The 26,641-nt window shown below is 55.2% G+C and carries 27 protein-coding genes and 1 pseudogene; 13 read left to right on the top strand and 15 right to left on the bottom strand.

The features are described 5' to 3' along the window. Both fghA and CIK78_RS07015 read right to left on the bottom strand, forming a co-directional pair. Nucleotides 1-855, bottom strand: coding sequence for an S-formylglutathione hydrolase (gene fghA / locus CIK78_RS07020; RefSeq protein WP_096278541.1), 855 nt, complete (start codon nucleotides 853-855; stop codon nucleotides 1-3). A gap of 85 nt (nucleotides 856-940) precedes the next feature. Continuing rightward, nucleotides 941-2,050: an S-(hydroxymethyl)glutathione dehydrogenase/class III alcohol dehydrogenase gene (locus CIK78_RS07015; RefSeq protein WP_096278539.1), complete on the bottom strand. Its 1,110-nt coding sequence runs from the start codon at nucleotides 2,048-2,050 to the stop codon at nucleotides 941-943. Between the two features lie 161 nt (nucleotides 2,051-2,211). Here CIK78_RS07015 and CIK78_RS07010 point away from each other — a divergent pair, with 161 nt between their 5' ends. After that, complete coding sequence (locus tag CIK78_RS07010) at nucleotides 2,212-3,108, top strand: LysR family transcriptional regulator (RefSeq protein WP_096278537.1); 897 nt, start codon at nucleotides 2,212-2,214, stop codon at nucleotides 3,106-3,108. On the opposite strand, the gene CIK78_RS07005 is transcribed toward CIK78_RS07010, so the two are convergent. Beyond that, nucleotides 3,105-4,475: an L-serine ammonia-lyase gene (locus CIK78_RS07005; protein WP_096278535.1), complete on the bottom strand. Its 1,371-nt coding sequence runs from the start codon at nucleotides 4,473-4,475 to the stop codon at nucleotides 3,105-3,107. The two genes, CIK78_RS07010 and CIK78_RS07005, sit on opposite strands and share 4 nt — an antisense overlap. 181 nt (nucleotides 4,476-4,656) lie before the next feature. On the opposite strand from CIK78_RS07005, the gene CIK78_RS07000 reads away from it, so the two are divergent. Beyond that, the gene (locus CIK78_RS07000) at nucleotides 4,657-5,304 is read left to right on the top strand and encodes a hypothetical protein (protein WP_096278533.1); all 648 of its coding nucleotides are present in this window, start codon (nucleotides 4,657-4,659) and stop codon (nucleotides 5,302-5,304) included. Nucleotides 5,305-5,398: 94 nt separating this feature from the next. Continuing rightward, nucleotides 5,399-5,554 (top strand): annotated as a pseudogene (locus CIK78_RS06995) (AbgT family transporter); the annotation flags it as partial. Between the two features lie 87 nt (nucleotides 5,555-5,641). Here the strand turns inward: CIK78_RS06995 and rpoD are convergent. The 3 genes from rpoD to rpsU form a co-directional block, all read right to left on the bottom strand. Then, on the bottom strand, nucleotides 5,642-7,486 hold the full coding sequence (gene rpoD, locus CIK78_RS06990; protein WP_096278531.1) for an RNA polymerase sigma factor RpoD: 1,845 nt from the start codon (nucleotides 7,484-7,486) through the stop codon (nucleotides 5,642-5,644). A 226-nt stretch (nucleotides 7,487-7,712) separates the two neighbouring features. Beyond that, on the bottom strand, nucleotides 7,713-9,575 hold the full coding sequence (dnaG, locus tag CIK78_RS06985; RefSeq protein ID WP_096278529.1) for a DNA primase: 1,863 nt from the start codon (nucleotides 9,573-9,575) through the stop codon (nucleotides 7,713-7,715). Nucleotides 9,576-9,810: 235 nt separating this feature from the next. Continuing rightward, on the bottom strand, nucleotides 9,811-10,026 hold the full coding sequence (rpsU, locus tag CIK78_RS06980) for a 30S ribosomal protein S21 (protein ID WP_096278527.1): 216 nt from the start codon (nucleotides 10,024-10,026) through the stop codon (nucleotides 9,811-9,813). 225 nt (nucleotides 10,027-10,251) lie between these two features. Here rpsU and tsaD point away from each other — a divergent pair, with 225 nt between their 5' ends. Then, nucleotides 10,252-11,313, top strand: coding sequence for a tRNA (adenosine(37)-N6)-threonylcarbamoyltransferase complex transferase subunit TsaD (tsaD, locus tag CIK78_RS06975; RefSeq protein ID WP_096278525.1), 1,062 nt, complete (start codon nucleotides 10,252-10,254; stop codon nucleotides 11,311-11,313). A 2-nt stretch (nucleotides 11,314-11,315) separates the two neighbouring features. Here the strand turns inward: tsaD and plsY are convergent, their stop codons facing one another. After that, entirely contained in the window at nucleotides 11,316-11,888 is a 573-nt protein-coding gene (gene plsY / locus CIK78_RS06970) for a glycerol-3-phosphate 1-O-acyltransferase PlsY (protein WP_096278523.1), read from the bottom strand. 90 nt (nucleotides 11,889-11,978) lie between these two features. On the opposite strand from plsY, the gene folB reads away from it, so the two are divergent. Both folB and folK read left to right on the top strand, forming a co-directional pair. Continuing rightward, nucleotides 11,979-12,359: a dihydroneopterin aldolase gene (gene folB, locus CIK78_RS06965; protein WP_096278521.1), complete on the top strand. Its 381-nt coding sequence runs from the start codon at nucleotides 11,979-11,981 to the stop codon at nucleotides 12,357-12,359. Beyond that, entirely contained in the window at nucleotides 12,356-12,877 is a 522-nt protein-coding gene (gene folK, locus CIK78_RS06960) for a 2-amino-4-hydroxy-6-hydroxymethyldihydropteridine diphosphokinase (protein WP_096278519.1), read from the top strand. The genes folB and folK overlap by 4 nt, the downstream gene beginning before the upstream one ends. Here the strand turns inward: folK and CIK78_RS06955 are convergent. After that, nucleotides 12,860-13,987 carry a polynucleotide adenylyltransferase gene (locus tag CIK78_RS06955; protein WP_096278516.1) on the bottom strand — a complete coding sequence of 376 codons (1,128 nt, stop codon included), beginning with the start codon at nucleotides 13,985-13,987 and terminating at the stop codon, nucleotides 12,860-12,862. The two genes, folK and CIK78_RS06955, sit on opposite strands and share 18 nt — an antisense overlap. Beyond that, nucleotides 13,987-14,835: a symmetrical bis(5'-nucleosyl)-tetraphosphatase gene (locus CIK78_RS06950; protein ID WP_096278514.1), complete on the bottom strand. Its 849-nt coding sequence runs from the start codon at nucleotides 14,833-14,835 to the stop codon at nucleotides 13,987-13,989. The genes CIK78_RS06955 and CIK78_RS06950 overlap by 1 nt, the downstream gene beginning before the upstream one ends. A 205-nt stretch (nucleotides 14,836-15,040) precedes the next feature. Here CIK78_RS06950 and CIK78_RS17860 point away from each other — a divergent pair, with 205 nt between their 5' ends. Genes CIK78_RS17860 through CIK78_RS18035 form a run of 3 tightly spaced genes read left to right on the top strand, consistent with a single transcriptional unit; the run spans nucleotide 15,041 to nucleotide 16,649 of the window. Then, entirely contained in the window at nucleotides 15,041-15,217 is a 177-nt protein-coding gene (locus CIK78_RS17860) for a hypothetical protein (protein WP_176483375.1), read from the top strand. Then, a complete protein-coding gene (locus CIK78_RS18040; RefSeq protein WP_225734291.1) occupies nucleotides 15,217-15,723 on the top strand; it encodes an FAD-dependent oxidoreductase in 507 nt (168 codons plus the stop codon). Before CIK78_RS17860 ends, CIK78_RS18040 begins: the two co-directional genes overlap by 1 nt. A gap of 8 nt (nucleotides 15,724-15,731) precedes the next feature. After that, a complete protein-coding gene (locus tag CIK78_RS18035; RefSeq protein ID WP_225734290.1) occupies nucleotides 15,732-16,649 on the top strand; it encodes a GMC oxidoreductase in 918 nt (305 codons plus the stop codon). A gap of 24 nt (nucleotides 16,650-16,673) precedes the next feature. Here CIK78_RS18035 and apaG read toward each other — a convergent pair whose 3' ends face one another. The 5 genes from apaG to CIK78_RS06920 form a co-directional block, all read right to left on the bottom strand. Further along, nucleotides 16,674-17,051: a Co2+/Mg2+ efflux protein ApaG gene (gene apaG / locus CIK78_RS06940; protein ID WP_096278512.1), complete on the bottom strand. Its 378-nt coding sequence runs from the start codon at nucleotides 17,049-17,051 to the stop codon at nucleotides 16,674-16,676. Beyond that, the gene (gene rsmA / locus CIK78_RS06935) at nucleotides 17,048-17,875 is read right to left on the bottom strand and encodes a 16S rRNA (adenine(1518)-N(6)/adenine(1519)-N(6))-dimethyltransferase RsmA (RefSeq protein ID WP_096278510.1); all 828 of its coding nucleotides are present in this window, start codon (nucleotides 17,873-17,875) and stop codon (nucleotides 17,048-17,050) included. The genes apaG and rsmA overlap by 4 nt, the downstream gene beginning before the upstream one ends. A gap of 66 nt (nucleotides 17,876-17,941) precedes the next feature. Beyond that, complete coding sequence (gene pdxA / locus CIK78_RS06930) at nucleotides 17,942-19,003, bottom strand: 4-hydroxythreonine-4-phosphate dehydrogenase PdxA (RefSeq protein ID WP_096278508.1); 1,062 nt, start codon at nucleotides 19,001-19,003, stop codon at nucleotides 17,942-17,944. Continuing rightward, nucleotides 19,003-20,028, bottom strand: a complete 1,026-nt coding sequence (locus CIK78_RS06925) for a peptidylprolyl isomerase (protein WP_096278506.1) — start codon at nucleotides 20,026-20,028, stop codon at nucleotides 19,003-19,005. Before CIK78_RS06925 ends, pdxA begins: the two co-directional genes overlap by 1 nt. Nucleotides 20,029-20,066: 38 nt before the next feature. Then, on the bottom strand, nucleotides 20,067-22,517 hold the full coding sequence (locus CIK78_RS06920; protein WP_096278504.1) for an LPS-assembly protein LptD: 2,451 nt from the start codon (nucleotides 22,515-22,517) through the stop codon (nucleotides 20,067-20,069). Between the two features lie 70 nt (nucleotides 22,518-22,587). Here CIK78_RS06920 and CIK78_RS06915 point away from each other — a divergent pair, with 70 nt between their 5' ends. The 4 genes from CIK78_RS06915 to speD all read left to right on the top strand — a co-directional run bounded on the left by CIK78_RS06915 (nucleotide 22,588) and on the right by speD (nucleotide 25,657). Next, the gene (locus tag CIK78_RS06915) at nucleotides 22,588-23,595 is read left to right on the top strand and encodes a phosphotransferase (protein WP_096278502.1); all 1,008 of its coding nucleotides are present in this window, start codon (nucleotides 22,588-22,590) and stop codon (nucleotides 23,593-23,595) included. Nucleotides 23,596-23,630: 35 nt separating this feature from the next. Further along, the gene (gene murU, locus CIK78_RS06910) at nucleotides 23,631-24,314 is read left to right on the top strand and encodes an N-acetylmuramate alpha-1-phosphate uridylyltransferase MurU (RefSeq protein WP_096282302.1); all 684 of its coding nucleotides are present in this window, start codon (nucleotides 23,631-23,633) and stop codon (nucleotides 24,312-24,314) included. 123 nt (nucleotides 24,315-24,437) lie between these two features. Next, nucleotides 24,438-24,866, top strand: a complete 429-nt coding sequence (locus tag CIK78_RS06905) for an OsmC family protein (protein WP_096278500.1) — start codon at nucleotides 24,438-24,440, stop codon at nucleotides 24,864-24,866. Next, on the top strand, nucleotides 24,863-25,657 hold the full coding sequence (speD, locus tag CIK78_RS06900; protein ID WP_096278497.1) for an adenosylmethionine decarboxylase: 795 nt from the start codon (nucleotides 24,863-24,865) through the stop codon (nucleotides 25,655-25,657). The genes CIK78_RS06905 and speD overlap by 4 nt, the downstream gene beginning before the upstream one ends. A 59-nt stretch (nucleotides 25,658-25,716) precedes the next feature. Here the strand turns inward: speD and lpxL are convergent, their stop codons facing one another. Next, nucleotides 25,717-26,631 carry an LpxL/LpxP family Kdo(2)-lipid IV(A) lauroyl/palmitoleoyl acyltransferase gene (gene lpxL, locus CIK78_RS06895; RefSeq protein WP_096278495.1) on the bottom strand — a complete coding sequence of 305 codons (915 nt, stop codon included), beginning with the start codon at nucleotides 26,629-26,631 and terminating at the stop codon, nucleotides 25,717-25,719. Nucleotides 26,632-26,641 lie beyond the last annotated feature (10 nt).

Raw genomic sequence — 26,641 nt, 5'->3', positions numbered from 1 at the left:
TTAACGCTTCATGAGGTGGTCTGCATGATAGCGCAGATGGTCCTCAATAAACGAGGCAATGAAGAAGTAGCTGTGATCATAGCCAGGTTGACGGCGCAGCGTTAGAGGATGATCGTGCTCCTCGCAAACGGCCTCTAAACGCTCTGGCTGCAGCTGCTCTTCCAGGAATTGATCCGCTTCACCTTGGTCGATAAACAGACGCTGGCGCGATGCGCCATTAGCCACAAGTTCGCAAGCATCATACTGACGCCAGCGTGACTGATCCTCGCCCAAATAGGCGGTAAACGCTTGCTGGCCCCACGGGCAGTTCATCGGATTAACGATCGGAGAAAACGCCGAGACTGAACGGAAGCGCCCAGGATGACGTAACGCAAGAATTAGCGCCCCGTGCCCACCCATAGAATGGCCGCTAATCGATTCGCGCCCGTTGACCGGAAAATGTTGGCGTACAACAGAAGGCAGCTCTTCCACTAAATAATCGTACATACGATAGTGAGGCTTCCACGGCGCTTCGGTTGCATTCACGTAAAAGCCCGCTCCTGAACCTAAATCGTAGCTTTCATGTTCGCCGGGCAAATCAGTGCCTCGTGGGCTGGTATCGGGGCAAACAATAGCAATACCTAATTCGGCTGCCACGCGATGAGCGCCCGACTTCTGCATGAAATTTTCATCATTGCACGTCAGCCCAGAGAGCCACCAAAGCATAGGCACACGATCATTTTCGGCCTGAGGCGGTAGGTAAACCGCAAAAATCATGTCGCAGTCCAGCGCGCGGGAGTAGTGGCGGTAGCGCTTATGCCAGCCACCGAAACTACGGTTGGCGGACACCAGTTCTAAAGTTTCACTCATGCTCATGGGCAGGTTCCTCTAAATGCAGCAAACGCGGGAGGTCTCCCCCACCGCGTTTTAGACATGCTAGCGATAGTGTCAGTAATGATACTCAGTAATGCAACACGGTACGAATGCTCTTACCCGCATGCAGTAAATCAAATGCTTCGTTGATTTTCTCGAACGGCATATCGTGGGTAATAAAGTCGTCGATATTGATCTCGCCGTTCATATAGCGCTCAACATAACCGGGCAGCTCACTACGACCTTTAACGCCACCAAAGGCAGAACCTTTCCAGACACGCCCCGTCACCAGCTGGAACGGCCGTGTGGAGATCTCTTCACCGGCCCCAGCAACACCAATCACAATCGATTCACCCCATCCTTTATGGCAGCATTCAAGCGCTGAACGCATCACATTGACGTTGCCGATACACTCAAAGGAGTAGTCGACCCCACCGTCGGTCAAATCGACAATCACCTGCTGAATAGAATCGGCGTAATCTTTAGGATTCACACAGTCGGTGGCGCCAAACTGCTTGGCCAGCTCAAACTTGTCAGCGTTAACGTCAATAGCAATGATACGCCCGGCTTTAGCCATCACCGCACCTTGAATAACGGCTAAACCGATAGCACCCAAGCCAAAGACCGCCACCGTAGCGCCCGGTTCTACCTTGGCGGTATTCAGTACCGCACCGATGCCAGTAGTCACACCACAGCCCAGCAGGCAGATTTTATCCATGGGGGCTTCTTTAGATACCACCGCCAGAGAGACCTCGGGTAACACCGTGTATTCACTAAAGGTGGAGGTGCCCATGTAGTGATGAAGCATCTTGCCATCTAGCGAAAAACGCGAGGTGCCGTCAGGCATTACGCCTTTACCTTGGGTGGCGCGTACGCTGCCACACAGGTTAGTTTTACCCGACAAACAGAATTTACACTTGCCGCACTCGGCGGTGTAAAGCGGAATAACATGATCGCCCGGCTTAAGGCTCGTAACGCCCTCGCCAACTTCTTGAACCACGCCGGCACCTTCGTGGCCAAGCACGGCGGGGAAATTACCTTCCGGATCAGCACCCGAAAGCGTGTAAGCATCGGTGTGGCAAACGCTTGTCGCAGCCATTTTCACCAGTACTTCGCCCGCTTTCGGGCCTTGTACATCAATTTCAACCAGCTCAAGCGGCTTGCCCGCTTCCAATGCAACAGCTGCGCGTGACTTCATTGACTAACTCCTAATGCATCGCCAACAGCAGACAAAGCCCGCCTGCTTGACGTAATTGGTGTGATTGCAGTGTAGATCAGCTGGGAGGTCTTGATAAACCGGGATATACTCATAAGATTATTGCCACACAGCAACAATCGTCGTTACGGCAAGGAAATAGCATGCAGCACTGGAATCGCATCGAAGCATTTGTGGAAGTAGTGCGATTGGGCACATTTTCTGCCGCTGCTCGGTATCTAAACGTGTCGACCTCACACATCAGCCGCTTAGTCAGCCAGCTAGAAAACCAGCTGGGCGTACAGCTACTGTATCGCACCACGCGGCAAATTCGCTTGACCGATGCGGGGGCTATCTACGTTGACCACTGTCGTCATCTGTTTGATGGGCTACGCGATGCCGAGCAAGCGATTAGCGAACTCCAGGCCACGCCTAACGGGCTACTTAAACTCACCTCAGCCACTACCTTCGGCGAGCGCTTTATCGCCCCACTCGTCAATGATTTTCAACGCCTACATCCACAGCTCGACATTCACATGCACTTTACTAACCGCCCGGTCGAGCTAATTGATGAGGGGTACGATATTGCGATTCGGATGGGGGTATTAAAGGACTCTAGCTTGATCGCTAGGCGCCTGTGCGACCGGCGCGAATATATCGTCGGCTCTAAGGGATATTTTCGCCAAGCACCTCGCCCTCACACACTGGGGGAGCTAAGTCAGCACCGCTGTCTGATTGGCTCGCGGCCTAACTGGCTATTTGATATGAACGGCCAGCGCCGCGAAGTGCGCATAGAAGGCTGCTGGACAGGCAACTCCGGCCCCGCCCTACTTGATGCTGCCCGCAAGGGACTGGGGCTTGCCCAGCTACCCGACTATTACGTTACACCTTACCTTGCCAGCGGCGAACTGATAGCGGTGCTTGAGCCTTTTCAACACCACGATACCGCGGTATGGGCGGTGTATCCCCGCCATCGTCACCTATCGCCGAAGATCCGCCAAATGGTTGATTATCTGGTGGCCAATATCGACACTACGCTGCAACGCCATGCAGCTATTTAACACTCAATCGCGTTAACCGCGAGCCCGCCTTTAGACGTTTCTTTATATTTGTCCTGCATATCACGGCCCGTATCGCGCATCGTGCGGATCACTTTATCGAGCGATATAAAGTGCTCACCATCGCCGTGCATCGCCATACGCGCAGCGTTGATCGCCTTGACGGACGCTATCGCATTGCGCTCAATGCAGGGCACTTGCACCAACCCACCCACCGGGTCGCAGGTTAAGCCAAGATTATGCTCCAAGCCGATCTCTGCGGCATTTTCCACCTGCCCAGGGGAGCCACCCAGCACTTCAGCAAGCCCGGCAGCGGCCATGGTGCAGGCTGAGCCTACTTCGCCTTGGCAGCCAACCTCAGCACCGGAAATTGAGGCGTTCTTTTTGCACAAAATACCCACGGCGCCGGCGGTGAGCAGGAAGTCCACTACGTCAGCCTCACTGGCCTCGGGCTCAAATTTCAAATAGTACGCCAACACAGCGGGTACAATGCCTGCCGCACCGTTGGTGGGCGCGGTGACCATACGCCGCCCGGCAGCGTTCTCTTCGTTCACCGCCAGCGCAAAGACGTTGACCCAATCCATCACCGTAAAGCTCGATACAATCAGACGCTGGTTTTCAGGCGGATGCAGCAACTGCTGATGCAGTAGCTGCGCACGCCGGCGCACATTTAGGCCACCCGGCAAATGCCCTGTCGCACGCAAGCCATTCTCGATGCTGTCACTCATAGCATGCCAAATACTGAGCAGCTCCTCACGAATAGCCGCTTCGCTACGCCAGGCTTTTTCGTTCGCGAGCATTAGCTGGCTAATGCGCAGCTGGTGCTGCTGACACAGGCCAAGCAACTCAGCGGCCGTATTAAAAGGATAAGTCAGCGCTGTGCTGTCTTCGCCGACCTCACCTTGATCCGCTTTCGCCTGATCGACATAAAAGCCGCCGCCTAGGGAATAAAACGTATTAGTCGCTACCAGCGCGTCATCGCAGTAAGCGCTTAAGACCATGGCGTTAGGATGAAATGGCAGGCAGGCCTCATCCCATTGCACATCATCGGCGCGCGAGAAAGTGACCTGCTGCCCGTTCGCAAGTATCAGAAGGGCCCCTTCATCGATAGCGTTAAGCCGCACATCAATGCTGTCAGGATCAATGCTTTCAGGCACTTCTCCCATCAACCCCATAATAACGGCGCGATCTGTACCATGGCCTATTCCGGTAGCAGCCAACGATCCGTGCAGCCTAACAGCGAGCCGAGTCACGACGGTTTGTTTACTCAGTGTTAAGGCAAAATCTCGCGCTGCACGCATAGGGCCTACGGTATGTGAGCTTGAAGGACCAATACCAATTCGGAAAAGATCAAATACACTGATAGCCATAGCTGATACGCCTCGCAAGGGTGTTATTGCTTACCTGTGAGGTACTGTGCAGGGCAAACCACAAAACGTCGAGTGATTAACCGCAATACCGACGTGCAAGCAAATAAGTGTGACGATATAATGAACATTCAACTATGCATGTTTGTTTTGCAAAGGCGCTTCTTCTAGATAAGGATGTCGTATGTCTTCCCTTCCCGCTTTGCCCATCTGTTTTCGTACGACCCTGCTACGTGCGACCCTTTATGTGTTGTTTATTGGCGCCATCGCTCAAGGCGCTTATCTAGAAGCCATATATCTACCGTCGGTGCGTTTTACCGAGCTGGGATTCACCGAGTTTACGCAAACGATTATTCTGGTGGCCTGCTGCCTGATGTTGCTTTACGTACGCCAGGTGCTAAAAGTATGGCCAACGGTGACGCTGCTTTTGTTCGCATTTATTGCGGCTTCGCTGGTGCGCGAGCAAGATTATTTTTTTGATAAATACGTTGGACACGATGCGTGGAAAGTTCTGGTATCGCTCATCGCCATCCCTGCTATTGCGTGGGTGGTCATTCAACGCCGCCGCTTTATGGAAGAGTTCATTTACTACAGCAACACGTTTTCCTTCGGGCTGTTTGCCGCTGGGTTACTCACCACTTACGTTTTTTCACGCCTCTATGGGCGGCAAATTTTTTGGCGCGCCGTACTCGAAGATAATTATCTTCGTGACATCAAAGACATAGCAGAAGAAGTAGTGGAGCTGCTAGGTTACAGCTTAATTTTATTTGCCACGCTTGAGCTACTTCTGCTTGCTCGCCGCATTTATAAAGCGCGCCACGTGTCCAACTAACAGCTTCCTTCCTAGGCTTCTAAACGCCGCCTTGGGCTTTCCAAGGCGGCGTTTCATTTTTCAAATCTCGTCATGCAAAAAGCCATTTGCGGCACGCTATCGTAAAGACTCAGGTATCGGAACACTGATCGCCATCATGCTGCCCTATACGCTCTTTATGCTGATTGGCTGGAGTCTGCTGTTCTTTGTCTGGGTGTTCTTGTTAGGCCTGCCCGTTGGCCCCGGCTCAGCCACCTATTACACGCTGTAAGCGCTTAGACGATAGAACGCAAAAAGCCCGGCGTTCATTGAACGCCGGGCTTTTTTATCTTAACGGCTACTTAGCGCTTATTGACCTTCACTCATCGAGGAATGAACGCAGCGGCTCAGAGCGGCTAGGATGGCGCAGCTTGCGCAGCGCCTTGGCCTCAATCTGACGAATTCGCTCACGCGTTACATCAAACTGTTTGCCAACCTCTTCAAGCGTATGATCGGTATTCATATCAATACCAAAACGCATGCGCAGCACTTTTGCTTCGCGGGCGGTCAAGCCACCTAGCACGTTGCGGGTCGCTTCGATCAAGCCTTCACCGGTTGCCATATCGATAGGCAGCAGCATAGTGCCGTCTTCGATAAAGTCGCCCAGATGCGAGTCATCATCGTCACCAATCGGCGTCTCCATGGAGATCGGCTCTTTAGCGATTTTCAGGACCTTGCGCACCTTCTCTTCCGGCATTTCTAAGCGTTCGCCAAGCTCTTCCGGCGTCGGTTCACGGCCCATTTCCTGCAGCATCTGACGCGACACGCGATTAAGCTTGTTAATCGTTTCAATCATATGCACCGGAATACGAATAGTGCGTGCCTGGTCGGCAATTGAACGAGTAATCGCCTGACGAATCCACCACGTGGCGTAGGTCGAGAACTTATAACCGCGGCGATATTCGAACTTATCGACCGCTTTCATCAAGCCGATATTGCCTTCTTGGATCAAATCCAAGAACTGCAAACCACGGTTGGTATACTTCTTAGCAATCGAGATCACCAAGCGCAGGTTGGCCTCAACCATCTCTTTCTTAGCGCGACGAGCTTTTGCCTCACCAATAGAGAGCTTGCGGTTCACCTCTTTAAGGTCGGCAACGGAAAGTTGCACCATGTCCTCTTCAAAGGCGATTTTGCGCTGAGCACGTGCAATATCGGCGCGCAGTGGCTCAAGGCGATCAGCGTACTTGCTCTGCGCTGCCTGAAAGTCATCTAGCCACGCCTTACGCGACTCGTTACCAGGAAACGACTTGATAAACGTTTTACGCGGCACCTTGGCTTTTTTCACACACAGCTGCATCACCGCTTTTTCTTGGGCGCGCACCTGCTCAACGCTGATACGCACTTGGCCCACTAGGCGCTCAAAGTGCTTAGGTACCAGCTTGATCGGTGAAAACAGTACTGCCAAACGCGTCTGCTCTGATTTCAGCTCGGCGCTACCGCGGCCATGCTTAGTAAAAGCGGCTTCAACGAGGGCATTCTGCTCACGGATCTGCTCAAAACGCGCACGCGCTTCTTCAGGGTCCGGACCGCCTTCGCTGGCCGTAGAATCGTCGTCCTCATCCTCGCCTTCGGCACCCTCTTCAATTTCGGGCTCGGGCTCAGGCTCAGGCACTTCGGCTTCGGCAACGCCAGGAATACCTTCATCAGGGTCGATGAAGCCAGAAAACAGGTCCGAAAGTCGCCCAGGCGCTTCTTCATCCTGGGTAGCATCGTAGGCATTCAGAATAGAGGCGACGGCACCCGGCAAATATGCCAGGGACGACATCACTTCACGGGTACCCTCTTCGATCCGCTTGGCGATTGCAATTTCGCCCTCGCGGGTCAAAAGCTCAACCGTACCCATCTCGCGCATATACATGCGCACTGGGTCAGTGGTGCGGCCCACGTCGCTATCCACCGCGGCGAGCGCGGCTACGGCTTCTTCCGCAGCGGACTCGTCCGCGGAATGATCCGACATCATCAAGGTGTCTTCATCAGGCGCTTCTTCAGCGACACTTATACCCATGTCGTTGATCATGCCAATGATTTCTTCCACTTGATCCGGGTCGGCAATATCCTCGGGTAGATGGTCGTTGACCTCGGCATAGGTCAGGTAACCCTGTTCCTTGCCGCGTGCGATCAACTCCTTCAGACGTGTCTGCTGCTGCGCATTTCCAGCCATAGAAACCCTATCTCGACGAAGAAGAATGAAACACCTGGAGCGCTGAATCGATTAAACTCAACAAGCGACGTAGTATAGCGTAAATAGCCGGTTTTTTTCCAGCAAAACGTATTTGCGCAACCATTCAGGTGTGTTAGGTTGTTTGGTTAGGCCAGCGCTAAGTGGCTGACCTCATATCTGGTGCTGAAACGGTAAGAATTCAACCCCTATCGCTTAAAACACCGCCTTATTGGCGCTGCGCAAGCTCCATTATCAAGCTTGCCAAACGCTGGCGCTGCTCCTTATCTAGCTTTTGCCCGGCGCGCTCCTGCGCCAGCAACGCCTCGTACTCCTCCTGCGGAGAACGCTGGCGATGAACGTACTGCAAGTGCTCTACCAAGCCATTCAGCTCGGCCTCTCGATCCGCTTTTGCGATTAACAAATCTCGCTTAGCGAAGGCAGCCAACGCCTGCCCCTGCTGACTACCCTGAAAATGTGCCAATACCACCTGCGGACTGCGATAGCGCCCCGCCTTGAGCAGCGTAATCAGCTCTTGGCATAGCGGCGCATCATCATCGTCGTCAGGCAGCCAATCCAAATGATCCGGTAACGCGCCTACCAAACTAGGCTCGTGCAGCAACAGCTGCACCACACGCCCCACGGGCGAAAGCGCCTGAGAGCGTGAGCGCGATGATCGATCAGGCGCAGCATGTGAAACATTCGGCACAGCTGATGACACTGATTCGGCTTCCGACGGATCAACAGGCGGTGCTTTCTGCAACGCATGCTGCTGGGCCGCTTGAGCGCGCTTTTCGAGCAACACTTTCAGCTGCTCTTGGGCCAACCCGCTGCGCTGGGCCAACGACTCAAGCAGTAACGATTTGAGCATCCCTTCGGGCACTTTGTTCAATGCTTCCAGCACTTGACTGGCAAATCGCTCGCGCCCTTCGACCGTATTTAAGTCACGCCCCTGAGCCGCCTGTTCGAACAAAAACTCCGACAGCGGCATGGCACAGGTCACGCGATCTTGGAATGCCTGCGTGCCTTCGCGACGTACTAACGAGTCCGGGTCATCACCTTCTGGCAAAAACAAAAAGCGCGCTTCACGGCCATCGAGCATTTGCGGCAGCGCCGTTTCCAACGCCCGGCTAGCTGCCTGGCGGCCGGCGCGATCACCATCGAAACAAAACACCACGCGGCTCACCAGCCGAAACAGGCGAGTCAAATGATCTTCGGTGGTAGCAGTGCCCAACGTTGCCACGGCGTTATGGATGTCGTACTGCGCCAGCGCCACCACGTCCATGTAGCCCTCGACGATCACCAGCTGCTCGAGCTTGTTCGATGCCTGACGCGCCTCAAACAAACCGTACAGCTCGCGGCCTTTATGGAACACCGGCGTTTCAGGCGAGTTGAGGTACTTGGGCTGATCATCGCCCATGACCCTGCCGCCGAAAGCAATGGTTCGCCCGCGCAAATCCCTAATCGGGAACATCACCCGGTCGCGGAAACGATCGTAGGTACGCCCAGTATCTTCACGATGAATCAGCAGGCCGTATTCCACCTGAACAGGCTCACCAATTCCACGCTCGCTGAGGTGCTGCTTGAGCGCCTCCCATCCCGCCGGGGCATAGCCAATACCATAAGTCTTGATTACATCGTCCGAGAGCCCACGATCCAACAAGTAACGCTGGGCCGACTTACCTTCCTGCATTTTCAATCGCTCGCGATAAAAACTCGCGGCGAGTTCAAGCAGGTTAACGCCCTCTTTACGCTTTTTTTCACGCTGCTGAGCATGCGGATCATCAGCCCCCTCGCGGGGCACCTCAATACCCAAACGCCCCGCTAGCTGCTCTATGGCCTCGGGAAACGGTAACTTGTCGTACTCCATCAAGAAGCGTAGTGCATTACCATTGGCTCCGCAGCCAAAGCAGTGATAAAACTGCTTATCCGCACTGACCGTAAATGATGGCGTTTTCTCTTGATGGAAGGGACAGAGCCCAGAATAGTTACGGCCGGCCTTTTTAAGCTGCACACGCTCACCGACCACCTCGACCACATCGACGCGGCCTAACAGGTCATCAATAAAACGCTGTGGAATTTGGCCTGCCATGAACTACGGGCATCCTCGCGCATCGCGCTGATTCGCTGACATTAGAGACAGAGCATTTCAGACAGAGCTTTTAAGACACTGCTTAGGGTCATCAGACCCACTGCCAGATCACCTTAAACAGCGTTGGACTTGAACGGCATTAAATATGCCGAAAAACAAACGGCCACCTAGTGGCGGCCGCTTGGCATCCCTCTTGAGACGACCAGCTAACTGCTCCGGCCCCCTCGGGTACGGATCAATAGAGCCGTTCGAAACGCTTAGTTTCACGCTGGACTTTCTTAGCGTGACGCTTCACGGCAGCTGCCGCTTTACGTTTACGCTCAGCAGTCGGCTTCTCATATTGCTCGCGACGACGTACTTCAGAAAGAACGCCAGCTTTTTCGCAAGAACGCTTGAAGCGACGCAGGGCGACGTCAAACGGCTCGTTATCACGTACTTTTACAGAAGGCATTAAGCACTCACCTACCTTAAAATTTTGAGTTCGGATAGTACGTACACAGCGAAAATAGCGATTTACATCGCAATCAAGAACACAGTGCACGACCCAGTTTTACAGCGCACAGTAGTCTAGTCGCCGCTGGCTATCTTTGCAAATGCTTACGCCCGTCCGCAGCGACAATGCTAAACTAGCGCTCTCATCATTTTTTACCTTCATACCGACAAAGAGTCCCTTTTTATGCGCGTACTGGGCATTGAAACGTCCTGCGACGAAACTGGCGTCGCACTATATGACACGTCGAAAACAGGTGGCCAGGGGCTGCTCGCCGATGCGCTGTATAGCCAGATCGCCATGCACGCTGAGTTTGGTGGCGTCGTGCCCGAACTCGCGTCGAGAGACCACACGCGCAAACTGCTGCCGCTGATTGAGCAAGTGCTGAGCGATGCCAAACTGACGCGCAATGATTTGGACGGTATCACCTATACCGCAGGCCCGGGCCTTGTCGGCGCACTGATGGTCGGTGCCAGCACGGCTCACGGCATGGCGCGCGCCTTAAATATTCCGGTGCTTGGCGTGCATCATATGGAGGGGCACCTGCTGGCACCGATGCTGGAGGAGCACCCGCCCAAGTTTCCATTCGTCGCTCTCTTGGTATCTGGCGGCCATACCCAGCTGGTCGAAGTGCAGGGGCTAGGTTGCTATCAACTGCTTGGCGAGTCAGTAGATGATGCGGCCGGTGAAGCCTTTGACAAAGCGGCCAAAATGCTTGGCCTCACCTACCCTGGCGGTCCCGAGGTAGCCAAGTTAGCGGAAAAGGGCAATCCCAAACGCTTTCGCTTTCCGCGCCCAATGACGGATCGCCCAGGGCTAGACTTCAGTTTTTCAGGCTTAAAAACGCATACCATGACGGCCATTCGCCAGTTAAACGACGCCAGCGAGCTCGATGATCAAGCGCGCGCCGACGTAGCCCGGGCCTTTGAAGAAGCCGTTGTTGATACGCTGGTCATTAAATGCCGCCGCGCGCTGGATCAAACGGGCCTTAAGCGCCTAGTAGTGGCGGGCGGTGTGAGTGCTAATCAGCGGCTGCGTGAACGGCTTCAAGCCGAGTGTGAAAAACGCCAGGCGCGCGCCTACTATCCACGTGGACGATTCTGTACTGACAATGGCGCCATGATTGCCTACGTCGGTGCTCAGCGGCTGGCGGCAGGCGAGCATGATATCCAAGGAATGATGCAAGCAACCCCCCGCTGGCCACTGGATAAGCTGACACCACCGACGACATCCGCTAGTCAGCCATAGCGTTAGGAGCCGCGTAAAGGCGGCTCTTCGCCCCGCCTCAGGCGTCGAATATTAAGGCCATGACGGGCCAGCACCAGTAGGCTAAAACCGCCCACTACCATCACATAGTCAGGCGCCAGCCAGCCGCAGGCGAGCGGCGCGATGAGCGCGCTCATGAGTGACGCCAGCGCGGCTGCTCTTAGCCGCCATGCTAATAATGACCACAGCACGGCGCTCAATAACGCAACGCTGGGCACCAATACCAGCAGCACGCCAAACGCACTCGCCACGGCCTTTCCGCCGCGAAAACCATGCCATAATGGAAAGCTGTGGCCCAGCAGCACCGCCAGCCCGACTAATCCTTGCAGCCACACCGGGCAGCTCATCAGCTTCGCGCCCAGCACCGCCGGCATGCTTTTCAGGGCATCCAGCAACAATGTAGCGGTTGCTAAGCGGGGGCCGTACAGACGCAGTACGTTGGAGAATCCAGGGTTAAACGAGCCGTGTCGGCGGGGATCGCCCACGCCCGCCCAGCGGCAAACGCTTAGCGCTGCCAACCAACTACCGCTTAAGTAGCCCACCACAATCCACCCCATCGCTCTGTGCTCGCTTTGTGGCCTGGCTCGCTGTCGTTAAACCCCATCCTAACGTACAATCGCTCGCTTGTTGCAGCAGGGGATCGTGAGATGGACCGCATTTTAATTGAAGCGTTAACAGTCGATACCGTCATTGGCGCCTACGACTGGGAGCGCTCTATTCAGCAAACGCTGAGCCTAGATCTTACGCTGGCGACCGATATTCGCGCGGCAGCCGCCACCGATGATCTGCAGCTCACGCTAGATTACGCGGCTATCTGTCAGCGTATTCAGCAGTTTGCCGATGCGCATCAGTTCGCCCTGGTCGAAACGTTCGCCGAACGCTTGTCAGAGTGCCTGCGAACGGAGTTTTCGATCACCTGGCTACGTTTAAGGGTACGTAAACCCGGCGCCGTTCCCAACGCTGCCAGCGTCGGCTTGGAAATTACTCGTGGCAGCCTGCCAGAGGTAACGCAGGAGCCACGCGCATGAACTTGGTGACCGTCAGCTTAGGCAGCAACATTAGCCCAACTCGGCATATTCGCTGCTGCCTTGATGCACTGACTGACACCTTCGGCCCACTTACCATCTCACGTGTATTTGAGAGTGAGCCGATCGGCTTTGCCGACAGCCGCCATTTCTATAACGCGGTAGTGGCCTTTTACAGCGACTGGGCACCAGGCAAATTACAGGCGTGGGGCAAACAGCTTGAAACTGAGCATGGCCGTCTGCCTAGCACCGTTAAACTGAGCCCTCGAACGCTCGATATTGATCTGCTAACCGTTGGTGACGCCTGCGGCATTGTCGATAGCGTATCGCTCCCACGAAGCGAGATCACCAATAGCGCCTTTGTTTTGCAGCCGCTTGCTGAGCTACTTCCGAATGAATGCCACCCTCTCTGCGGCACCCCTTATGCAGCGCTATGGAAAGCCTTTGAGCTAGGTGAGCAGCGCCTGTGGCCGATCAACTTCACCTGGCGAGGCCGGGTCATATCACGCAGTGATGGCTAGCGACACAGCCTGGCCGCGGTGCTCTCGCAAGGCGCCACCAAGCGCCGCCCCCTGATAGCCTTGGGCGATGAGCGACTGCGGGCTTACCTTGCAAGCGGCTTGCCAAGCGCGCTCAAGCTGCGCCTGGTGCTCTGGCGCTAGCAAAGCAACCAGCGCCAGCTGTTCTTCAACCTGAGAAGGCTTGCGCCAGGCGTCCAAGCGCTCCAGCCAGTGCAGCACGCCCGGGCCATCCAATCTATCGCCAAGCATTCCATGGGTAAGCGCCGTATGGCGGGCCAGCTGGGCCACCGCGTTAGGCAGCTTTAGCCGTACGGCCAGAGCCTCACGATCATTAACGCTAAGGGGCGACACCAGCTGGGCATAGCGCCAGTGGGCCACGGCTAATGCACTCCCTGCGGGAGTATGAGCCAGTGCCGCAAGGCCCTTCTCTAACGCTTGGCCGGATAGCTCGGGCCACCAAACAGCTAGCGCTGCACAGCGCTCAAGCGCTGTGAAATAAATATCAGGGCTTGGCTCACCCAGCGCTTTTTCGGTTTCCACCCATACACGCTCAGCGGCAAGGTGCTCAAGCTCGCCACTTAGGCTCACTTGACGCATCAGAGCCAGCGTATCGCGAGCAATAGTGAAGCCAAGCAAGCAATAGCGGGCCAAAAAGCGCGCCGTGCGCAGCACTCTCAGCGGGTCTTCGCTAAACGCTGGCGAAACATGCCGCAGTAGCCGTTGCTCAATATCGCCCTGACCATTAAACGGATCGGTCAATTCACCTTGGCGACTTTGCGCGATGGCATTAATGGTTAAATCGCGCCGCAATAGATCTTCTTCCAGCGTAACATCGGGGCTTGCATGCACTTCAAAGCCAGCATAGCCATGACCAGACTTACGCTCGGTGCGCGCCAGGGCGTACTCCTCAGCGCTCTCCGGGTGTAAGAACACTGGAAAGTCTCGCCCCACCGGCTTAAAACCGCGTTTGCGCATGTCATCGGGCGTTGCACCGACAACCACCCAGTCATTATCAACCACCGGCCAACCCAGCAGTGCATCACGCACCGCGCCACCGACGCGATATACGTTTAGGCCCGCCAAGCGCGGGTCGGCATGCTGCTCTTTCATCACCACCTCGGCTTGCTCTGTGCACGGTCTGAGCATGCGAGGGCTTCAGCGCACGCCACGCTAGTTCGCTCGCCGCTGTCTAGATTAAGCGCGGTCAAGCGTCCTCCCCATACGCAACCGGTATCAAGCGCCTCAACGGAAATTTTCGCCTGTGGCGTTTTACCTTCTAGCGCTGCCCAGTGGCCAAAAAGTAGCTGCGCATCATCGTCTCTCGGGTACTGAAACCAGGGCAAAAACCCTGGCGGAGCGCTGTCTAGCCCTTCTTTAGCGGCGAAGTCCAAGCGCCCCTGAGCATCGATAAAGCGCATTCTTGTTAACACATTAACAATCAAACGAAGTCGATCGATGCCATCGATGTCGTCTTGCCACGTATCCGGCTGATTGCCAAATAGCGCCGCCAAGAACTGGCCAGATGTTTCACTCGCCAGCGCGGCCTGGATCTCTAGCCCTCGCAACTCGGTTTGTGCCACGCTCCACTGGGGCAGCACGCCGGCGTGCGTCATCAGCGTATTGTTTTCACAAACGCTAAGCGGCAGGCTTTGTAGCCAGTCCAACAGCGCCTCGCGATCAGGGGCGTCCAGTAATTGGCTAAAGGTGTCGTTTTTTTTAAGCTTACCGCCACCGCGAGCTAGCACGAGCAAATGAAAGTCATGATTACCCAATACGCTTCGCGCGGCATTGCCCAGCGCCCGTACTTCGCGCAGGCATTCTAGTGATCCGGGGCCACGATTAATCAAATCACCCACTAACCAAAGTGTATCGCGCGCGGGATTAAAGCTGATGCGTTCTAGTAGCGTCACGAATTCAACGTGGCAGCCGTGTAAATCGCCGATCGCATAGGTGCTCATGCGGGAGGCCTTTTATGAAATAAGTGGGCTAAATACTACCCTAAATACTACCATCTCACCTGCTGCTTGCATGCGACGCTCGCTCACTCTTTTGGCTAAGCATTGATCAAATGAACTGGTGAAAAAGCGGCACCTGCGCCACTATATAGTCATAGTAAACTTATCGTCATTACACGCAGCGACCGTTAAGGAAAACGATACTCAAATGACCCTGGACTATACTCGCCGCGGACTACTACGCGCTGCCACTTTGGCTGGCATTGGTGCGGCACTGCTACCCGGCACCACACTACTGCCTGCCGCCAACGCTGCCGCTAAAACGTCTGCGCGCCCCACGCCGATGATGGTGAAAGGCTGGCTTCTTAATGACAGTGATCGCTAATGTATATTGATTTTGAGGACATTAGCGAGCACGGTGACGCAATCGACGTGTGCATTATTGGCGCTGGCGCAGCGGGCATTGCAATGGCAGTCACGCTGGCAGAACGCGGGCACCGCGTTCTGCTCTGCGAGGGTGGCGATGCCGACTACAGCGAGCGCTCCCAGGACAGCTATCGAGGCGAAACGGTCTGCGACGCTTATATTCCTCTTTATGGCGCGCGCTTACGCTATTTAGGCGGGTCAACCAACCACTGGGGCGGCGTTTGTCGCCCGCTTGATCGCTACGACTTTACCGCTAAGTCGGCTTCCAGCGAGACAGCTTGGCCAATTGCGCGCGACGCAATCTCGCCTTATTACAGCACCGCTGCCAGCATACTGGATTTAGCACCGCTGCCTGCCGACCAGCCCATCGCTGGGTCAGGATTTAAACGCATCTACTTTTCGCTCGGCAATCCAACGCGCCTAAAAGAAAAATATGCCGCCACGCTTAGCGAATCAGCCACCTAACGGCCAACTTGGTAGCGCTGGAAACGCTTGACGGCGCAGTCACTAGCGCAACGTTTAAAAACTACGCCGGCGACTCTCGCCAAGTGCGGGCGCGCTACTTTGTAATGGCCTGCGGTGGCATAGAAAATTCTCGCCTACTGCTGTGGTGCAATCAACAGGCAAACGGTCAGCTAATCCCTCAAGATGCTACGCTAGGCCGCTACTGGATGGAGCACCCGCATGCCACGGTGGGCAAGGCACTCATGTTCGAGCCTGCGGCTCTGGGCTTGGAAGACGAGTACAATGTGTTTCTTTCTCCGGATGCACAGGCCATCGCCTCACGCCAGATACTAAACTGCGGGCTGCGCTTGCACCGCATGAACACTGAGGCCACCCAAACATTAGTGGATGAGCTTGCTGAGCAAGCACCGACGCTAGCGGGGCGACTACATACCTGGCAAGCCCAAGGGCGCGTGATGCACGGCGCAGTGTTAAGAGCCGCCTGGGAACAAGAGCCTCGCTATGACAATCATATTGAGCTGAGTGATGATGTTGATAGCCTGGGCGTACCGCGCAGCCGGTTGGTATGGCAGCAGTCTGACCTTGATCGCCACACGATTCGCGAAAGTATGCTGATGCTGGGGGAATATCTGCGAGAGAATGATCTCGGCCGGCTGCAATTGGCAGATTGGCTAGCAGAGACGCCAGTACAACTCCCCTCAGACGGAGAGCTCGCCGGGCGCCACCACATGGGCGGCACGCGCATGAGCCTGGATGCAGAGCAAGGCATCGTCAACCCTGATTGCCGCCTGTTTGCTCAGGATAACGTCTATGTCGCGGGGTCCAGCGTGTTTGCCAGTGTCGGGCACGCCAACCCTACGCTGACGCTGGTTCAACTGGCACTCCGCCTTTGCGATCATCTAGACAGCCGATTGACGAGCGCCTAAAGCGCTCGCAGCAGCGAGCCACGATTAATGCAGCTGAAGGGGAGCTGCCAGCCTAAAAGGTGTAATAGGCACTTCAAAGACTCGCTGTGTGGAGGTGTCTAACAATGTGTAAGCACCTTCCATCACCCCTACCGGGGTTTGCAGAATAGCGCGACTGGTATAGCGAAAACTCTGCCCAGGACCTATTAACGGCTGCTGGCCAACCACGCCTTTGCCGCGCACTTCTTGGCAGTCTCCGCCGCCCTGAGTAATCTTCCAGTAGCGCGCCATAAGCTGAACGCTGTGAGGGCTTTGGTTATGCACCGTGACGGTATAACTAAAGACGTAGCGCAGCTCCCCATCATTAGACTCATCGGCGCGGTAGCTCGGATCAACGCTCACCTCAATCGCTAGACCACTCACCCTTCGCTGCCCTGGTCGCCGCTCGCGTGCTCATCCGCAGCCACACGATTGGCAATGGCAACGTACTCGACCACCGTTAAGGTCTGCGGCCGGCGCACCGGATCAATACCAAGATCTTCCAGTGTCGCGGGGCTGACGCGCCCTTTGAAGTTATTGCGCAGCGTTTTGCGCCGCTGGCCGAAAGCAAGCTTGACCAACTCAAATAATAGCGCCGGATCATCGGCGGTGTGAGGAAGCGCCTCGTGAGGCGTTAAGCGCACAATCGCCGAATCAACCTTAGGCTGCGGAACAAATGCTTCAGGCGGAACAATAAATAGCTGTTCAACGTGGCAATAGTATTGCGCCATAACCGAAAGGCGCCCCCAATCGGTGCCGCCTGGCTCTGCCGCTAAACGCTCAACCACCTCTTTTTGTAGCATAAAGTGCATATCGGCAATGGCATCGCCAGCCGCTAGCAAGTGCACAATCAACGGTGTGGAAATATTGTAAGGAAGATTACCCACTACCCGCAGCGCAGGCCCATCGCCTTTTAGCGCCGCAAAATCAAACTTGAGCGCATCGCCTTCATGGATAACAAAATCGGGATAATTAAAAAACTGTACGCGCAAACCGGGAATTAGATCACGGTCAAGCTCAATGACCTCCAGGTGCCCGGCGGCTTCAAGCAGCGGTTCGGTCAGCGCGCCCTGCCCTGGGCCAATTTCAACTAAACGGTCCGTTGAGCGAGGGCCAACGGCGCGTACAATCCGCGAAATAATACCAAGATCACGTAAAAAATTTTGACCAAAGCGTTTACGAGCGCGGTGCTGGGGCACATGAGACATCAAGCGGTGTTCCTTGGAAAGCAGTTTCAATCAGGAGTATGGGTGGCAGCCGAGGCACGATCTTAACTATCTGGCCCCACCGCGCTGCGCGGCTAAACGGCGCGCCAGCGTAATCGCCACCTTTAAGCTACTGGGGTCTGCCAAGCCTTTGCCTGCCAACCCTAACGCAGTGCCATGATCAACAGAGGTGCGCACTAGCGGCAAACCCAGGGTAATGTTGGCAGCTTGGCCAAAGCCTGCGTATTTGAGCACGGCCAACCCTTGGTCATGATACATCGCCAGCACGGCGTCAACACCCGCCAAATGCCTAGGCGTAAATAGCGTATCGGCAGGCAGCGGGCCGTGAATATCCATTCCCTCTGCGCGCAGCGCATCAAGCGCCGGAATAATAATATCGAGCTCTTCGCGCCCTAAGTGTCCATCCTCACCGGCATGGGGATTTAAGCCACACACCGCGATACGCGGTTTAGCAATGTTAAACTGACGCTGCAAATCCGCCGCGAGCAAATGGCTAATGCGAATAACTCGCTCATAGGTGATGGCATCGGCAACGTTGCGTAAAGGCAAATGCGTGGTCACTAACGCAACGCGTAGATCACCACTGCCCTGCCAGCTTGGCGACGTTGCATGCAGCGCCGCGTCAGTAGCGAGCATCATGACTACCTCATCAACACCGCAGGCATCGCGCAGCCATTCGGTATGGCCGGTAAAACCAACGTGCCCGCCTTCAATGATCACGCCTTTGTGCAGCGGCGCCGTTACCATTGCCGACGCCTGGCCTTGCTGGCAGGCATCGACTGCAAGCGCCAAGGTGGCTAACACGTAGTCAGCATTGGCAGGGTTGAGCACGCCAGGCGTTACAGGCGCGCTAAGCGCCACCGGCCAAACGGGCAAGCGATGATTGCCCAACGGGCATTCACCGGGCGAACATTCAACAATCGGGATGTCCAACCCCAGCGAGGCGGCACGCTGGCGCAGCATCTCCGGGTCGCCAATGGCCACAGCATTGGCGGGCAGCAGGCCCTGCGCCGCCAGCATTAGCGTTAGCTCGGGACCAATGCCCGCCGGTTCGCCGGTGGTGATGACCACCGGCGCAGCGCTAGCTTTCGTCAATGCACTAGCAGGCATCAGAGGCGAATATCGACAAAGGCCTGAGAGCGAATTTCCTGCTGCCACGTTTCCAGCTCTTCATTAGCACGGCGTTGGAAAATCGCTTGGCGCACCTGCTCACGCTGGCTTTCTTGGGTAACGTCCTGACGGCGGCGCTCCTCAACCTGGATCACGTGATAACCAAACTGCGAGCGCACAGGCGCAGATACTTGATTAATATCAAGACCGCGCATGGCTTCTTCAAACGCGGGTACAGTCTGACCGGGGCGAACCCAGCCAAGCTCACCGCCATTAAGCGCGCTGCCGCTGTCGTCACTATATTCGCGCGCTAATGAAGCAAAATCAGCACCGCCTGATAAGCGCTCGCGAACGTCTTCAGCCCGTGCGCGCGCCTGGTTTTCATCGCGCGTTGGGGTCAGTGCAACCAGCACATGGCGAGCACGACTTTCCTCAATAAAGTTCTGGCTGCCCGGCTGGCTAGGCTGCTGGCTTAAGAAGCGGTCAACGTCGCGATCGCTTACCGTTACGCGATTGCTGATTTGACGCTGCTGCACTTGGCGCATAAGCATTTCACGGCGCACCTCATCGCGCACGCTAGCTAATGTGATGCCATCGGCCTCTACCGCATCGGCAAACTCATCTAGCGTCATGTCGTTAGATTCAGCAATCGAACGTACCTGCGCATTTAGCTCGGTATCGTTAATGCTGAGATTGGCATCTTCCGCCATCTGCATCTGAATTTCTTCCATCACCATGCGCTCAAGCACCTGCCTCTCTAACTGAGAACGCGGAGGAAGATTGCCACCGCGAGCCTGGGCCTGCTGCTCAACTTGCGCCATCCGTCCATTTAAATTGCTGCGCATAATGACGTCATTATTTACCACCGCGACCACGCTATCTAACGCTTGCCGCTGAGTAGACTGGAAATTTTGCGCATTCACTGTAAGCGGAGCGAGCGCAACGCCTGCACCCACACACAGCGCCAGTACGCTGCCGGCAGAGAGCTGTTTCATACGGCCTAGCAGGGGCTTTTTCATTTTCATAACAAACGTCTCTTTCATTAGCCAATCGATGGATGTCGTTATAGTGCAGTCGGACGGTAGCCAGGAATGGTCTGTTCAAAATAGCTATCTGCGTCCTGTCCAACGCCGCCTAAACCACGGAATACGAAGCGTAAAAACAAGCCGCGATCTTTAAAATCGTCGTCAATGCGGGCGGTGTCATCGTCGTCTATCCATTCGCGCCAGACGACCTGAAGGCCATAGCAGCAATTATTCCACTGGACGCCTGCCAATTGCTCAAGCGGGCGATTATTGGTCTGATCGTGCAGGTAGCTGCCAATCAAATCAATGCTAGGGCTGGCTTTCCAGGCAAACGACAAATCCCACTCTTCACGACTGTAGTCGCGAAAGCCGTCATCATCAGGCAAAACGCCGGGGTCGAACCCTTCGATCTCCCAACGGTAGCCAAGGTTCACTACGTGCCCTTCAGGATGGCGATAACGCACATCCACACTTGAGCGTTCGGTACGTTCACGATGATCATCGTAGAGCCATTCATAGCCACTGCTCCAGCGATCATTGATTTGCCAATCTAGCCGAGAGACCACCGGCGAGCGATCCCGCGTGGCCTGATAGCGGCTTTCAGGGTTAACGTTGGGATTATCTTCAGGCCGATCCGGCAGCGAATTGGGATCGCCGTCGCTGTCGATACGGCGCTCATCAAAATAAGCGCTTTGCCCTATGCCAAACGAGAGCCGGTCACGCCCGGAGGCATCTTCCAGCAGCCGCGACTGAACCCCATAAGACAGCCGATTCAAGTCGCCTACGCGGTCGGCGCCGGAAAAGCGCTTCGCTGACCACAGTTGATCCCAAGAGAATGCACGCTCACGACTATCAAAGTCTGGCAGTTCGGCCTGATCGGTACGCGGCACATAGGCATAGTTGAGCCGTGGCTCTAGCGTTTGACGATACTCTCGTCCACCGAGGGCAAGCTCACGTTCAAAAACCAGCCCGCTGTCGATAGACGTCAGCGCGATGCTGCGCGTAGGCGTTGTACCACGATCCGTTTCGCGCTCGCCGTAGTCCAACTCGTAGGCCGTGTTCCAAAACTCTGTACGCGGCTCGACATAGCCCCACGGCTGCTCAAACCGCCAGCCTACTGCTGGGGTTAGATGCAGTCGGCTACCAATTGCCGCTTCGCGTTCGGGCACGCGACGCTCATCTACATCACGCCAGAAATACGTCGCGTTAGAGCGCCATTCCGTATACAGCCCGCTGTTAAACTGCCAATCAGCGTTAGCGCTTAAGCTAGGCAACCGATAAAACGGCTTGTCACTATCGCTAAGCGGGTCTTCCAAGCGCTGAAACCCTTGTGCACGAGCGTCTAACTGCCAGCGCTGGCCGCGGTAATCTACCTGGGCTAATCGCTCCATGCTCACGCGATCACTGTTACCAAACTCACCGCCAAAGTCATCAAAATAGCGCCCGTCGCTGGCCGCACCGTAGCGTAACTGATAATTACTACGTTCGTTAACCCGCCCAGCATGACGCGCATCAATATACCAGCGGTCATCACCTTCAAAGCGGTTAGCGTCACCACCCGAGCCGCCGTTATCACTGTTTAAGTAGCCGCCTTCCACGGTGCCTGCGCTTTCAGAAAACAGGTAGCGATATTCGCCATTCATCAGCAGTCCGCGATCGGTCATCCAGCGCGGCGTGATGGTGGCATCATGATTAGGTGCAATGTTCCAATAAAATGGCTGAGCGTAGTCAAAACCGTCCGCTGAAAAACCAATGGAGGGCGACAGCAGCCCGGTATGACGGCGGTCATCGATAGGAAAGCGCAGCCAGGGCCAATAAAAGATAGGAATATCTTTAACTTCTAAACGCGCATTGCGCGCGGTGCCAAAGCCTTGGGCTTGATCAAGAACAATATTGCTACTCACCAGTTGCCAGCTATTTTCACCCGGGTCGCAGGTCGTAAAGCTTGCGTCTTGCAAGCGATACAGCCCCTCGCCCGTCTGCTCCAGCTGGCTAGCTTCTCCACGTAAGTGCTGATCATAGAGCACATATTGGCTGTTATTCAGCGTCGCCCGATCTTCATTTAGCCTTAACATGGCCTTTTCGCCGCGTATCAGGGCTTGCCCGTCGCGCAGCGCAATATTGCCCTCAGCATCGACCTGTTGACGGTCGGCAGGCAAAAAGATTTGCTCGGCCTGTAGTTCTTCATTACCGCGCCGTAAAACCACGTCACCGCGCAGCAGCGATTCGCCGTTGGCGGCGTAATCGACATCACTGGCTTCAAGAGACAGTGCTTCGGGGTTATCGTCGGCTGGCAAGCGGTAATCTGGCATCACGTAACGCCCACGGCAAAGCTGGGTAGACGCTTCAGCGTCTCCCCAGGCTTGCCAATCCAGCGCTTCAGCGGGCATGGTTTGACCTTGAGCCACCGCCGTAAACGAGGCGCCAGCGAGCAAACTGCCCACTAAAGTATGCGCAACCGGCAACGTGCGCGAAAATCGCTTGCCCATGTTCGTTATCCTTGGCATCCAGAATCGGTATTATACAGCCCGCATGATGCCCGACCAGCAAGGAGCTTGCATGTCCTCATATCGGATTAACGCCCTCACCACGTGGGCTGCCCAACAAAACGGCCTTTCTAAGGCCGATATTTCTCTCTCTTCTGCCGTAGGAGATGCGAGTTTTAGGCGCTATTTCCGCCTAACGCTACCCGACGGCAGCACCCAAGTGCTTATGGATGCCCCTCCTGAGCAAGAAGACTCGCAGCCTTTTGTCAGCATTGCTAAGCGCTGGCACAGCGCCGGGCTGCCGGTGCCCCAAGTACACGCGGCTAATCTAGCCGAGGGCTTTCTGCTGCTAGACGACTTGGGCAACACGCCGCTACAAGACTTGTTTACCGACGATGCGACTACACAGGCTTACCATTCGCAGGCCCTGCTGCTCATCGCCAAGCTGCAAAATCGCGCTAACTCAGCGTTATTACCCGCCTATGATACGGCGCTACTCGCCCGCGAGCTCGATTTGTTTCCGCAATGGTGTCTCAGCACCTGGCTAGCGATACCACCGCCAGAAAGCTGGCAGGCAGTTCGTGAGCAGCTTATACAGCATGCTCTGGCGCAGCCAGTGGTAAGCGTACACCGTGACTTTGACGCGATGAACCTGATGGTACACCAGCAGCGTCTTTATATGATCGATTTTCAGGACGCTGTGGCTGGCCCGCTCAGCTACGATCTTATTTCTCTCCTTAGAGGACGCTATTGCCGCTTCACGGGCGAGCAGTTTGCAAGCTTCGTAGATGAATTTTATCACCAAGCGCGTCGCGACGGCAGGCTTTCAAGCAGCGTAGACTCGGCCTTGTTTTTGACCCAGTGCCACGCGATGGCTGCCCAGCGCTCACTGAAAGTACTGGGCATTTTTTGCCGGTTAACGCTACGCGATCAAAAAAGTGGCTACCTTGAGCGCCTACCTCACTTTTTGGATCATCTTGAAGATAGCCTTTTAGCTCTGCCGGAGCAGGCGGCCTTTGCTCACTGGGTAAATACCACCCTGCGCCCTGCGATTATTCAGCGGCTAGCGGAAGCTCATTAATAGCAATGGATGCAAATACAGATGAAAATAGCCGCATGAAAGCAATGATTTTAGCCGCAGGGCTCGGTAAGCGCATGCGCCCACTGACCGATCACTGCCCCAAGCCGCTGCTGCCGATCGCAGGCAAACCGCTGATTGCTTATCATCTTGAGCGTCTTCGTAGCGCTGGCATTCAAGACGTTGTTATCAATGTGAGCTATCGTGCCGAGCAAATCATTGCGGCACTGGGCGACGGTGACTCTTATGGACTGCGCATTCATTGGAGCCGCGAAACGTCGCCCTTAGAAACCGGTGGCGGTATCCAGCAGGCCCTGCCGCTGCTTGGCGAGGCGCCTTTTCTGCTGGTCAATGGCGACGTATGGTGTGAAGCACTTCCTCGCCCGCAAGCGCTAAAGGGCAACGACTTGGCGCACCTAGTGCTCGTGGACAATCCTACTCATCACATTGATGGGGATTTTGGGATTTTGGCCGGGCGCGTCAATCAAACCAGCCACCCGCGCTTAACCTTCGCCGGCATTAGCGTGATTCATCCAGCGCTGCTGGCCGGGCACGTACCGGGCGCCTTTGCTTTAGCCCCGCTGCTTAAAGACGCTATCAATGGCGGGCGCGTGAGCGGTGAGCATTACACAGGCCATTGGGTCGATGTAGGAACACCGGAGCGACTTGCAGCGCTGGAAAATCAATTACACGCTGCTAGCCGCCATATCCCAACGTCGTGAAGCGACTATCGTTAAACGGCTATCGCGAAGGCAATAATTCAGAGAAACGGTGAAGAGAGGCGCGCAGGCCAAGAAATGTTATGCTGCGCGACTTACCTTTCGCGCCTAGATGAGGAGAGCCACGTGAAAGCACGGGTAAAATGGACCGACGGGCGACAATTTGTGGCGGAATCCGGCAGTGGCCATAGCGTTGTGATCGACGGCCCGCCGGATCACGGCGGCCGCGACACCGGCCCTCGCCCCATGGAAATGTTGCTAATGGGCATGGGCAGTTGCACTGCCTTTGATGTGCTTAATATTCTTGATAAGGCACGTGCTGATGTCACTGACTGCGTAGCGGAACTTGACGCTGAACGCGCGGATGACGTGCCCGCCGTATTTACCAAGATCCACGTGCATTTTGTGGTGACCGGGCGCGGCCTGAAAGAGAAACAAGTTGAGCGTGCTGTTGGGCTCTCCGCTGAAAAATACTGCAGCGCGTCGATCATGTTGAGCAATGGCGGCGTCGACATCACTCACTCTTTTGAGATTATTGAGGAGGTTCGGGCATGACCGACAGTCTCCGACTCCACGGGTTTAACAACCTGACCAGTTCGCTGAGCTTCAACATTTATGACATCTGCTATGCCAAAACTGAAGAGCAGCGAGAAGCCTACATCGACTATATCGATGAGCTCTATAACGCTGAACGTTTGACGCAGATTCTCAAGGATGTCACCAATATTATCGGCGCTCACGTGCTGAATATTGCCCGCCAAGACTATGAGCCTCACGGCGCTAGCGTGACGATTCTGATTGCCGAGCATGAGCTAGACGAAGCCGCTCCGGATCAGATCAAGCCCGGCCCTGGCCCGCTGCCAGAAACAGTGGTCGGCCATCTGGACAAGAGCCACGTCACGGTTCACAGCTACCCTGAGTCGCATCCTGATAACGGCATCAGCACCTTTCGCCTAGATATCGATGTTTCCACCTGTGGCCATATCAGCCCGCTAAAGGCGCTTAACTACCTAATCCATAGCTTTGATTCAGATATTGTTACTATGGACTACCGTGTACGTGGCTTTACGCGCGACGTAGATGGCAAAAAATTGTTTATTGATCATGCGATTACTTCCATTCAAGACTACCTTGCTGAAGACACGAAGCATGCGTATCAGATGATGGACGTTAATGTGTATCAAGAAAATATGTTCCATACCAAAATGCTGCTCAAAGACTTTGAGCTGGACAATTACCTGTTCGGCACCTCGCGCCGTGATATCACGTTTGAAGAAGCGCGTGATATTGAGAGCCGCCTGCGTAAAGAAATGCTGGAAATCTTTTACTCCCGCAATCTGGATTAAACGCGGCGACCAAACGTCAAAAGCCGGCTTTCGCCGGCTTTTTTCGCGTGACTTGCTGATTAGTAAAGGCTGGGCTCGCCCTCAGGGCGCGTCTTAAACCGCCGATGCAACCAAAGGTACTGCTCCGGATGCTTGCGGATAGCAAGCTCGATAAACTGATTAACCCTTGCTGCATCTACTTGCTCATCGCCGCTTGGAAAACCATCAAAGGCGGGCAGGCACTCAATAGTGTAGGTCCGGTTATCCGGATTACGGTGAAACATCAGCGGTACCACGGGCGCACCGGTCATGCGCGCAATTTTTGCAGTAAGACGAATGGTCGATGCCTGCTGCCCAAATAATGGCGCAAATACGCTGACATCACGGCCAAAATCTTGGTCCGGCGAATACCATACAGTGTGCCCGGCCCTAATACGCCTTACCACGCCTCGCAGGTCATGACGATCAATCGCCTGGCCAAAAATACGCGAGCGAGCACGCGTCATAAACCGCTCAAAAAGCGGATTGTTATGCGGGCGATACACCACGTCAGCGGGGAAAAATAGCGAGTGCAGCGCACCGCCTAAATCCAGCGTCGAGAAATGAATACCGATGACCAGCACCCCTTTCCCTTGAGATTGAGCGCGCGCAAGATTCTCTTGGCCGATATAGGCCACACGGTGCCGCAAGCCTTCTGCATCGCGACACCAGCCGGTCGCCGTTTCAATCAGACCCACACCGTTCGCGATAAACGTGTCTTTAACCAGCTGGTGCTGCTCGTCAGCACTTTTTTCAGGAAAACACAGTTTGATATTGGTACGGGTAATATGTCTTCGCCGCTTAGCAACGCGCCATACGATAAGCCCAAGCGCTTTGCCAATCGCCATTTTTAGCCGCCATGGAAGCCAGGAGACAAAGTACATAGCGCCAATGGCCAACCAGGTGGGCCAGTAATAGGGGTGCGCGAAAGAGCGCGGATAACGTGTTTGGGACATAGAAATAACC

Source organism: Halomonas sp. JB37 (assembly GCF_002332255.1).
GTDB lineage: Bacteria > Pseudomonadota > Gammaproteobacteria > Pseudomonadales > Halomonadaceae > Vreelandella > Vreelandella casei.
This window is presented reverse-complemented; position numbering and strand designations above follow the sequence as displayed.